Source organism: Bradyrhizobium elkanii WSM2783 (genome assembly GCF_000472865.1).
GTDB classification, from domain to species: domain Bacteria; phylum Pseudomonadota; class Alphaproteobacteria; order Rhizobiales; family Xanthobacteraceae; genus Bradyrhizobium; species Bradyrhizobium elkanii_A.
Window position 1 is genome coordinate 1 of sequence record NZ_AXAP01000126.1, and the last position, 10,000, is coordinate 10,000.

Annotated in this window: 10 protein-coding genes and 1 pseudogene; 7 read left to right on the forward strand and 4 right to left on the reverse strand. The window is 62.7% G+C overall.

Annotated features, from left to right (window positions below):
* Positions 1 to 341: pseudogene (locus YY7_RS62435) on the forward strand (IclR family transcriptional regulator); the annotation flags it as partial.
* Here YY7_RS62435 and YY7_RS0146355 read toward each other — a convergent pair.
* From YY7_RS0146355 to YY7_RS0146370, 4 genes are read right to left on the reverse strand one after another with little or no spacing between them, the layout of a single operon-like run.
* Entirely contained in the window at positions 338 to 1,411 is a 1,074-nt protein-coding gene (locus YY7_RS0146355) for an acyl-CoA dehydrogenase (protein ID WP_245287679.1), read from the reverse strand. The pseudogene YY7_RS62435 and the gene YY7_RS0146355 sit on opposite strands and share 4 nt — an antisense overlap.
* 22 nt (positions 1,412 to 1,433) lie before the next feature.
* On the reverse strand, positions 1,434 to 2,582 hold the full coding sequence (locus YY7_RS0146360; RefSeq protein WP_028168989.1) for an acyl-CoA dehydrogenase family protein: 1,149 nt from the start codon (positions 2,580 to 2,582) through the stop codon (positions 1,434 to 1,436).
* 47 nt (positions 2,583 to 2,629) lie between these two features.
* Complete coding sequence (locus YY7_RS0146365) at positions 2,630 to 3,427, reverse strand: crotonase/enoyl-CoA hydratase family protein (protein ID WP_028168990.1); 798 nt, start codon at positions 3,425 to 3,427, stop codon at positions 2,630 to 2,632.
* Positions 3,428 to 3,435: 8 nt separating this feature from the next.
* A complete protein-coding gene (locus YY7_RS0146370; RefSeq protein WP_028168991.1) occupies positions 3,436 to 4,632 on the reverse strand; it encodes a CaiB/BaiF CoA transferase family protein in 1,197 nt (398 codons plus the stop codon).
* A 213-nt stretch (positions 4,633 to 4,845) separates the two neighbouring features.
* On the opposite strand from YY7_RS0146370, the gene YY7_RS61465 reads away from it, so the two are divergent.
* From YY7_RS61465 to YY7_RS0146395, 6 genes are all read left to right on the forward strand, one after another.
* On the forward strand, positions 4,846 to 5,100 hold the full coding sequence (locus YY7_RS61465; RefSeq protein WP_155255637.1) for a hypothetical protein: 255 nt from the start codon (positions 4,846 to 4,848) through the stop codon (positions 5,098 to 5,100).
* 16 nt (positions 5,101 to 5,116) lie between these two features.
* On the forward strand, positions 5,117 to 5,842 hold the full coding sequence (gene dctP / locus YY7_RS55540; RefSeq protein ID WP_196237445.1) for a TRAP transporter substrate-binding protein DctP: 726 nt from the start codon (positions 5,117 to 5,119) through the stop codon (positions 5,840 to 5,842).
* 6 nt (positions 5,843 to 5,848) lie between these two features.
* Positions 5,849 to 6,403: a TRAP transporter small permease gene (locus YY7_RS55545; protein WP_051397317.1), complete on the forward strand. Its 555-nt coding sequence runs from the start codon at positions 5,849 to 5,851 to the stop codon at positions 6,401 to 6,403.
* A complete protein-coding gene (locus YY7_RS0146385) occupies positions 6,400 to 7,707 on the forward strand; it encodes a TRAP transporter large permease (RefSeq protein WP_051397318.1) in 1,308 nt (435 codons plus the stop codon). Before YY7_RS55545 ends, YY7_RS0146385 begins: the two co-directional genes overlap by 4 nt.
* 12 nt (positions 7,708 to 7,719) lie before the next feature.
* Positions 7,720 to 8,637, forward strand: a complete 918-nt coding sequence (locus tag YY7_RS0146390) for an SMP-30/gluconolactonase/LRE family protein (RefSeq protein WP_028168993.1) — start codon at positions 7,720 to 7,722, stop codon at positions 8,635 to 8,637.
* Between the two features lie 91 nt (positions 8,638 to 8,728).
* Entirely contained in the window at positions 8,729 to 9,697 is a 969-nt protein-coding gene (locus tag YY7_RS0146395; RefSeq protein ID WP_028168994.1) for a tripartite tricarboxylate transporter substrate binding protein, read from the forward strand.
* Positions 9,698 to 10,000: the final 303 nt, after the last annotated feature.

Consider the following 10,000-nt stretch of genomic DNA (forward strand, 5'->3'; position numbering starts at 1 on the left):
GGTTTTCGCTGCTGACCGCGTGCACCGACAAGCAGATCCGCAGCCTGTGCACGCGCACCAACGCGGAAGCCGCCCTCGACATATCGCGCATCGACATCAATCAGGTGCTCGAGAACGTCGAGCGCACGCGCCGTGACGGCTTCTTCTTCTCGGCGGGTCTGGTCACCCCTGGCGCCGGGTCGATTGCCGTGCCGTTACCCGAGGGTATCGACGGATGGAACCGCGCGCTTGCCGTCGCGGTATCGGGTCCTCTCCACGATATCACGCGGCGACGGACGGAGATCGTCGCGCTGCTCAACGATGTCGTGCAGCGCTATCTTCGTCCGTCGTCCTCGACCTAGATGGCGCCGGCGGTTGCCGGTCGGTCGACGAGCAGCGGCCAGAAGCCCTCGCCGCCCTGCTCGCAGATCATCCGGCCGATTTTTTCCTGCCACCAGGGTTCAGCCCCCCATTCGTCGCGCCACGACCAGAGGCGGCGGGTGGCGTAGTGTAGCGGATGTTCCTGCGTAAACCCCATCGCACCATGGACCTGATGGCAGAGGGCGGCGACCTGCCCGGCAGCTTCGCCGCATCTGGATTTTGCAATCGCCACGGCAAAGGCCTCCTCGCCCAGCCTCGGCGACTCCGTGAGTGCGTCACCTGCCGCTGACGCCGCGGCGAAGTGTCCTGCCGCAATTGCCAGCATGTGCTGGATCGCCTGGAATTTGGCGATCGGGCGGCCAAACTGCACGCGCTCATTGGCGTACGAAAGCGCATACTCCATGCACCGCTCCATCCCGCCGATCATCTGCTGGACGCGGATAGCGGCGCCGAACGGCATTAGGCCATCAGCACCGAGACAGGAGGGCGCGGGCAATACGTCGCTTGCGCTCAATTGCACCCCATTGAAGTCGACATCTTCGCGCGGCTCATAGGCGACGTTCCGCCGCGTCTTGTTCGAGCGCGTCCTGTCGGTCGGCACGCGGCACAGAAAGCCTTTCCCGCCAGAGTCTTGCGCAAGGACGAGCGCGGTCGGCGCCTGCTTGGCCCAGGCAACATGTCGTGCGGTTCCTTGCAGCGTGGCACCCGAGGCCAGCGTGATGCGATCCTGCGAGTTGACGGGCGCCAGCGTCACGGCGCCCGCGATGACCTCACCGCCGGCGTCGGACCAGAGCGCATTGGCTATCATGGTTTCCGCCAGCGGCAGCGGGACGGAATGAAAAGCGGACCTGCGGATCAGGTTTGCCGCAACGTCCGAGGCAAGCCCCACCCCGCCCTTCATTTCGGCCACCAGCGCGAGCGGCAGGCCGGCGTCTTCCACTGCACTCCATAGTGCATCGGGCCACTGCCCGGCGTCGGCCGCGGACAGAACCTTCCTGTCGATGTGTTGCGCGAAGAGGCGGTCGGCCTGTTCGAGCACGATGGCGGACATGTCTTCCATAGCGTTCTCTCCGTCAGCGCAAGCCAAGACCGCGAGCTATCATCCCGCGCAGGATTTCCGGCGTGCCGCCGCGAATGGTGAACGATGGCGCGTGCAGCAGCACATGCGCCATCGCCTGCGAATATTCATCGTCGTCATCGAGACTTGCCTCGATCGGCAACAGCTTCCGCACCACTTCCGGTACCTCCCGCTCGAACGCGGTGCCGACGTCCTTGACAAGGGCAGCTTCCGTGACCGGGCTCTCACCGCGTTCCAGGAGCCCCGCTATCGATGACGACATCCTGCGCAACGTGGCGAAGTGAGCCGCCAGCCGGCCGATCTCGACCGCCTGCCGCTCGTTCGGCTCGCGCCCGATCTTGTCGACGAGTTCGACGAGAAGCCTGATGTCGGACATGAAGCGATCGGGGCCGGCCCGCTCGAAAGCCAGCTCGCCCGTCACGCGCGTCCAGCCTTCGCCTGGCTTTCCGATTATCATGTCATCGGGAACGAAGCAGTCCTTGAAGAACACCTCGTTGAATTCATGGCCGCCCGACAGGTTCATGATCGGCCTGATCTCGATACCTGCCGAGCCCGTATCCACGATGAACTGGGACAGTCCGGCGTGGCGGTTCTCGCCGGGCGGCTCGGTGCGAGCCAGTACGATCAGGTAGTGAACGCGATGCGCGTTCGAGGTCCAGATCTTGGTGCCGTTGATGACCCAGCCGCCTTCTACCTTGTCCGCCCTGGTGCGGGCCGCAGCAAGATCGGAGCCGGAGTCGGGCTCGCTCATGCCGATGCCGAAATAGCACTCGCCCGCGGCGATCCTCGGCAGGATCAGCTCTCGCGCCCGCTCGCTGCCGTGCTTGAGGATTTGCGGACCGGACTGCCGGTCCGCGATCCAGTGCGCGCCACCCGGCGCGCCGGCCGCCAGCATCTCCTCGGTGACAACGAAGCGTTGCAAGTTGGAGTACTCGCCGCCGCCATATTTCTTCGGCCAGGTCATGCCTATGAAGCCCGCCTTGGCAGCGCGCTTGCTGAACTCCGGATCGAATGTCGACCAGGATGTCCGGTGAGCCGCGTAACGGCCATTGTCACGCTCCTCCTGAAGAAAGGCACGGACCTTGCGCCTCATCTCATCTGCCTCCGGCGGCAGGGTCAGGGATTCGAAGCGAAATGCGCGCAATCAAGCCTCCATCGATCGAAAGTCATCATCTGGCAGAACGGCGGCCATCAAGCGCCCTTGAATACCGGCTTGCGCTTTTCCAGGAATGCCGTCACGGCCTCATGCTGGTCCGCCGTATGCTGCACCAAGGCCTGCATGCTCGCCGCCATCTCCAAATGGGTGCCAAGATTGATCGCGCCGGAATCGCGCACCAGCTTCTTGCACATGCGGATAGAATGCGGCGGGTTCGACGCGATCTGTCGGGCCATTTTCCGTGCGGCGTCCATCAGCCCGCCCTTCGGCACGACATGAGAGGCCAACCCCCAGGAGAGCGCCTGCTCGGCCTTGATGAAATTGCCAGTGAAGGTCATCTCGTAGGCGCGGGACAACCCGACCACACGAGGCAGGAACCAGGCGCCGCCATCGCCGGACACCAGGCCGACACGCATGAAGCTTTCGGCAAACTGCGCATCATCGGCGGCGATCCGAATATCGCACATCAGCGACAGATCGCATCCGGCGCCGACGGCAAAACCATTGACCGCGGCAATCGCGGGCACCTCGAGCTCATACATCGCCATCGGAATCTTCTGGATGCCGTGGTGATAGCCGCGCCGGATCTCGGCGGGAATCCCGCCAAACAGGCCGGTACGTTCCCGCATCTCCTTGACATTGCCGCCCGACGAGAAGCTCTCCCCCGCGCCCGTGACGATCACGCAACTGACCGACATGTCCTGATTGATGCGGTGGCAGTGACCGACAAGCGCATCGACGATGGACGGCGACAGTGCGTTACGCGTCTCCGGCTCGTTGAGCGTGAGTGTGACGACCCCGCCATCCTGCTGGTAGATCACGCTGTCTGACATGTCTCGCCTCACTTGCTCTTGCTGCTGACAGAAGCCGCGTTCGCAGCGTCTAAACCGATTTCCGCGAGGATCTCGGCCGTATGCTCGCCCAGCCGCGGCGCATGGCGGCGGAGCCGGAACGGCGCCGAGCTGAAGGACACAGGCGCCCGAATCGATTTGTACGCTCCCTCCGACGGGTGCTCGGCGCGGCTGAACATCCCGACCGCTTTCATGTGCTCGTCGTCGGGCAGATCAGCAAGGCCAAGCACGGGCATGCAGGGAATGCTCACCTCATCGCAGAACGACACCCATGCGGCCGTGGAGTGCCTGGGCGCTTCCTCCTCGATGATCTCGTAGAGCGTCTCGAGATGGGCTGCCCGCTCGACCAGCGGAAAGAAGCGGACGTCGGACTTCAACTCAGGCCGGCCGACGAAGTCGAAGAAGTCGCGCCAGTTACGATCCGAATAGGGAAGAATGCACATGTAACCATCGCTGGTGCGAAACGGTTTCCGGCGTGGACTGACGACACGGCTATAGCCGGGATTGCCAAGGGACGGTTCGAAGGCGAAGCCAAGCAGATGCTCGATGTAGGCGAACTCCGCCGTGGTCTCGAACATCGGCACCTCGATCGCCTGACCGCCACCACCACGCTCACGCTGGAACAGCGCCGCCATCACCGAATAGGCGATCGCCTGCCCGGACAGCTTGTCGCACAGCACCGTCGGCATGAAGGCCGGCTCGCCGCGCGCGGCCAGATGCAACGCAGCAAGCCCCGAGCCAGCCTGAATGATGTCGTCATAGGCGGCTTTGTCGCGATAAGGTCCTTGCTCGCTGAACCCGTAAGCGCCGCAATAAATAATGTCCGGCTTGATGGCACGGACGGCCTCATAGCCAAGCCCGAGCTTGTCGATGGCCTTGGGTCGCAGCGTATGGACGAAGACGTCGGCCGTCGCAATCAGCTTGCGCAGAGCATTCATCCCCGACGGCTGCTTCAGGTCAAGCATGACGCTGCGCTTGTTGCGGTTGAGATGGAGGAAGCCGCCGGCCATGCCTTCGCTGCGATTGGGCCGATAGGTCCGGAAGGAGTCCCCCTCCTCGCTTTCGATCTTGATCACATCGGCCCCGAGGTCGGCCATGATGTGGGTCGCAAACGGTCCCATGATCACGTTGGTCAGGTCAATGACGCGAATTCCGCCCAACGGGCCGTCTGCAGGGGTCGTGTCCATCCCGAAAGCTCTCTCGTTCAGCTGGCCGCGCTGCGAATGGCGCGTGCCACGCGGGATGTCCAACTTCTACGTGATTGCAATTCGATCAATACGGTTCGGCACGATCGCGCCAATTATCACATATGCGATTGATTATGCCCCCTCACTCTCTTGCTGGACGGAACGCGATCAAACATAGTTTCGCCCAACCACAAAAAGACTTGGGAGAAAACGATGATATCGGGGAGCCGTCGCCAATTTGCGGGCGTGATCGCGGGTGCTGTTGCATTGGTCGGTTTTGCAGCGCCAGCCGTAGCCGCCGAGAAATGGGATCTCTACATCTACAATCCCGTGGCGACGGTTGCAGCGGCCAAGGGCATGAATGCCGTCGCCGAGCAGATCGAAAAGGACAGCGGCGGCGAGCTGTCGGTCCGGCTGCACCTCGGGGGATCGCTTCCGATCAACACCACCACCACCCCAGGCCGTTAGCGACGACGTCGTTCAGATGGGTGACGACGGGTATTTTCTCGGTAACGTGCCGATTGGCGGTGTCCTGCGGCTGCCGATGCTGATCCGTTCTCTCGATGAATACAAGAAGGCGGCGGACATCATGGCGCCGTACCTGGAAAAGGCCTTCGAAAAGAAGGGTATCCTCGTGCTCGGGCAGTACCTCTATCCCTACCAGGTCGCGTTCTCGAGCAAGAAGCTGACCTCGCTTGCCGACGTCAAAGGCCAGAAGATTCGCGTGACCTCGCCCGAACAGGGAGAATTCATCAAGCGGCTTGGAGGCGTGCCGGTCACGCTCGGCGCCCCGGAAGTTCCCTCTGCACTCGATCGCAGCATCGTCGACGGGGTGCTCACGGCGAACACCGGCGGCGGAAATACCTGGAAAGACCTGCTGAAATTCAACTATCGGCTGGGCATCAACTATTTCAATTCCGTCGTCATCGTGAACAAGGACCGCTTCAACAAGCTGTCGCCGGAGATCCAGGCCAAGGTCCGCAAGGCCGTCACCGACAACATGCCGCTGATCACCAAAGCCATGGCTGACGAGGAAGACAGCCTCAGCAAGAAGTTTGCCGAGGGCGGAATGACCGTCAGCCAGGAGCAGCCCGGCGATCTCGACGTCGGCACGAAGGCGATCTCGGCCTATTGGGACGAATGGGCGAAGGCGAAGGGGCCGGATGCTGCGGCCGCTCTCAAGCAGGTTCGTGCAGCACTCGGCCGGTGACCGATCATGGCCAGCAGCATCGAGATCAAGGAGGTGCCGCCTGACGGCGCCGTCCACCTCATCGACAACGTCTCATCGGGCCCCGGCCCGGTCGAGAATGCCTCGGAAGCCCTCTGCGCGCTCTTCCTGATTGCCATGATCATCCTGATCGGAGCCGAGGCGGTTGCGCGCAACGTGTTCGCGACGTCACTTCAGATCACCGACGAAATCGGCGGCTATCTGCTGGTGGCGACGACCTTCCTGAGCATGTCGGTCGCCGAGGCCCATGGCGCGTTTCACCGGGTCGAGCTGGTCCAGGCTCGCCTCGGACAATCCGCCCGGCTCGTGTCGCAGATCGTCTTCGACCTGCTGTCGCTGGTCGCCTCCGCGTTCATCACCTGGCAGCTGGCACGCCTGGTCATGAACTCATGGCGCTCGGAGGACGTGGCGCCCACGCCGCTCCGGACGCCGCTGTGGATGCCGCAGGCCACCATGGCGGCCGGCATGTTCCTGCTCTGCCTCGCCCTCGTCCGCACCATCCTGACCAAAGTTCGCCGTCTTCGCGGGAGCGCACGGCCATGAGCCCGGGCGTCGAACTGATTTTTGTTCTGGCAATCTTCATTGGCCTGCTTTGCGTAGGCATGACAATCCCGTTCGCGATCACCGTGCCATCCGTCCTCTACCTGCTCTTGCACGCAGGTTTGCCCGGATTGAAGGGCATCGGCCTCGTCAGTTGGGGCAGCATGAACAGCTTTACGCTGAGTGCGATTCCCCTGTTCATCCTGATGGCGGAAATCCTCCAGGAGAGTCGCCTGAGCTTGCGGGTTTATCATGGCCTCTCCAGGCTGGTGTCCTGGATCCCAGGGGGCCTGCTGCAAACCAACGTCGCCGGATGTGCGATCTTCGCCGCCATCAGCGGCTCGAGCGTGGTCACCGCCGCGTCGATCGGGCGCGTCGCGCTCCCTGAATTGCAGAAGCGCAAATACAGCCCGCGCCTGTCCGCGGGCTCGTTGGCGGCGGGAGGCACGCTCGGCATCCTGATCCCGCCGAGCATCGCGATGATCGTTTACGGCACCTTCACCGAGACCTCCGTCGCCAAGCTGTTCATGGCCGGCGTGATGCCGGGCCTGTTGCTGACCGCGATGTTCATGGCCTATATCGCCATGCATGCCTGGTTCAGGCCCGGGATAGCTCCGGTGGAAGTCGGCGCCCGTTCGGTTCGCGAGCTCCTCGCCGCCCTGCTCGACGTCATCCCCTTCATGGTGCTGATCGGCGGTACCATCGGCAGCATCTATTCGGGCCTGGTCACGCCGACCGAGGCAGCGGCCGTCGGCTGCGCGCTGGCGATGATCATTGCAGTGTTCTGGGGCGAGTTCAGCGTCGCAATTTTCTGGCGTGCCTTGCAGACGACCGTGCGCGTCTGCGGCAACATCCTGTTCATCGTCTATGCCGCCTTCCTGTTCTCCTACGCGATCAGCTACGCCGGCGTCGGCGAGCAGATCACGCAGTTCCTGGTCAATCTGAAACTCTCAAAGCTGGAATTCTTCTTCGCCCTGTTCGTTCTCTACACGGTGCTGGGCTGCCTGGTCGAAAGCCTCGGCATGATCGTGGTCACGGTGCCGCTGCTCTATCCGGTTCTGGTCCAGTACGGCATCGATCCGATCTGGTTCGGCGTGATCCTGGTGCTGTTCATCGAGATGGGCCAGATCTCGCCTCCGATTGGCATCAACCTGTTCGTGATCCAGAGCATCTGGACCGGCAAGCTGAGCGACGTCGTCGCGGGCACGATCCCGTTCCACCTGATCATGTTCGTGCTGCTCGGCCTGCTCATGATCTTCCCTGAAATCGCAATGTGGCTACCCTCACAAGCCACTGCCGTCCCCTAGCGAGATGACCCGATGTACGCACCACCCCAAGAGATCAAGACCGAGGTCTTCGCCCGCCTGCCGGACAAATTCCGCCGCAAGGACCCCGCCAATGCCTGGTCGCTCGTAAACCGCCGCGGACTGGCGGCCGATTCATTCATCGAAGGTCCGTCGTTCGACCGCGACGGCAATCTCTATATCGTCGACATTCCCTATGGACGGATCTTTCGCATCTCGCCGTCCGGTGAGTTCACTCTGGTCACCGAATATGACGGCGAACCAAACGGGCTGAAGATCGCGCGCGACGGGCGGATCATCATCACGGACTATCGCCATGGGCTCATGACGCTCGATCCGCCCAGCGGCAAGGTCACCTCCATGCTGGAGCGGCGCTGGTCGGAACGCTTCAAGGGCGTCAACGACCTGGTCTTTGCCGGCAATGGCGACATCTACTTCACCGATCAAGGCCAGACCGGCATGCACGATCCGACCGGTCGCGTCTATTGCTTGCGCGCGGACGGAGTGCTCGACCAGATCGTGAACAACGTCCCCAGCCCGAACGGCCTCGTTCTCAACGGCAGCGAACACATCCTCTACGTGGCCGCCACCCGGGGCAATGCGATCTGGCGGATACCGCTGATGCCTGATGGCACCGCATCCAAGGTCGGCATCTTCATCCAATTGTCCGGGAGCCTGGGCGGACCCGACGGCCTTGCGATGGACGAGCAGGACAACCTTGCCATCGCTCACGCCGGTCTTGGCACCGTCTGGATTTTCAGCCGCCTCGGCGAGCCGCTCTATCGGATCCGCTCCTGTCAGGGCCTCGCCACCACCAACGTGGCCTATGGCGGCCCCGACAACAAGAACCTTTACATCACGGAATCCGAGAGCGGCTGCGTATTGGTCGCTCGCCTTCCTGTCGCGGGACGAGTTATGGCCTCGCATCGATAGTATGGGGAGGGATTGCCGAGGGCCGACACCCCGTGGGTCACAGCAGGATAGCCGCAAATTGTTTGCTACGAGGAACGAGAGGATAGCCTTCATGTTCAGGAAGGTTCGAACCACAATACTGATGATTGGCTTGACCGCTTCGGGAGCGGCGTGGGCAGCATGGCCCGACGACAAGCCCGTCGAGGTTGTCGTTGGCTTCGCCGCTGGTGGCGGAACCGACGTGATGGCCCGCAAGCTGCTTCCCTTCGTCGAAAAGAGACTCGGCGGGAACGCGAGATTTGTCGTTCTCAACAAGCCCGGTGCAGGCGGAGAGATCGCGTTCGCCGCGATTGCGCGCGCCGCTCCCGACGCCTACGCGATGGGTGTAGTCAACGTGCCCGGCTACAACTTCCTGCCGATGACGAGGAAGACCCAGTACAGCATGGACGAAATCCGCCTGGTCGCGCGCGTGGTCGACGATCCCAGCGTGATTGTCGTTCGCAATGACAGCCCGTTCACCACCCTCGCAAGCGTGCTCGGCGCGTTGCGCAAGAAGCCCGGTTCCGTCACCTTCGGTCATAATGGCGCCGGCACGAACGGCCATTTGGCCATCCGCATGCTCGCGAAGGCCGCCGGCGTAGAGCCGAACGAGATTTCCTATCGCGGCACGGCGGCGCAGAGGACCGACGTCCTGGGTGGCCATCTGGATATCGGAATGGTTAGCCTGAGCGAAGTGCCCGAACTGCACGGCACCAACAACGGAGAACTCAGAGCCGTCGCAATCCTGTCGAAGGCCCGCTCTCCCTCATTGCCGGGTGTTCCGACAGCCGAGGAAGCCGGCGTCCCTGTCATCATGACCGCGGAACGCGGCTTTGCGCTGCCAAAGGGGGCTCCCGATGATGTCGCGAAAAAGCTGGAGGCCGCGATTGGCGAGAGCCTCGGTGATCCGGACTACGTAAAGAGCTCACCCGGGGACGCTCCGGTGCTCGCTTTCATGCCCGGCGCCGAATGGCAAAAGCGCCTCGACGATATGACGAGGGCATTGCAGCCACTAGCCAGCGAGTTGGCCGAACCGAAATAGCAACCGGCATCGGCCGCCTCTTCGCTCGACGGGAGCAGACGGCGTATGTCATCCGTCACTGACTGGAAGACATACCGCCGCGCAGTTGCCGCGACTTGGCGTGGCGCCTGTAAGCTCTCCAGGACGATCTTGAGCTTCTCGTCCTCGGACCAGCGCCGCCGCCGACCGGTCTCTACCACCTCAAGCCGTTCGACTTGGGCACTGCGCCTATCACTGTCCATAGGCACAGTTCTCAACAACACGCCGCATTCGGCAAGGCGGCCTTCACCGGAGGCGTACCCTTCTGTGACGATGCCAAGATCC

Excerpts from the sequence above, each read along its gene's own strand:
- YY7_RS0146390 (WP_028168993.1), top strand. The coding sequence starts at position 7,720 with ATGTACGCACCACCCCAAGAGATCAAGACCGAGGTCTTCGCCCGCCTG.
- YY7_RS0146365 (WP_028168990.1), bottom strand. The coding sequence starts at position 3,427 with ATGTCAGACAGCGTGATCTACCAGCAGGATGGCGGGGTCGTCACACTC.
- YY7_RS0146355 (WP_245287679.1), bottom strand. The coding sequence starts at position 1,411 with ATGTCCGCCATCGTGCTCGAACAGGCCGACCGCCTCTTCGCGCAACAC.
- YY7_RS61465 (WP_155255637.1), top strand. The coding sequence starts at position 4,846 with ATGATATCGGGGAGCCGTCGCCAATTTGCGGGCGTGATCGCGGGTGCT.
- YY7_RS0146370 (WP_028168991.1), bottom strand. The coding sequence starts at position 4,632 with ATGGACACGACCCCTGCAGACGGCCCGTTGGGCGGAATTCGCGTCATT.
- YY7_RS55545 (WP_051397317.1), top strand. The coding sequence starts at position 5,849 with ATGGCCAGCAGCATCGAGATCAAGGAGGTGCCGCCTGACGGCGCCGTC.
- dctP (WP_196237445.1), top strand. The coding sequence starts at position 5,117 with ATGGGTGACGACGGGTATTTTCTCGGTAACGTGCCGATTGGCGGTGTC.
- YY7_RS0146395 (WP_028168994.1), top strand. The coding sequence starts at position 8,729 with ATGTTCAGGAAGGTTCGAACCACAATACTGATGATTGGCTTGACCGCT.
- YY7_RS0146385 (WP_051397318.1), top strand. The coding sequence starts at position 6,400 with ATGAGCCCGGGCGTCGAACTGATTTTTGTTCTGGCAATCTTCATTGGC.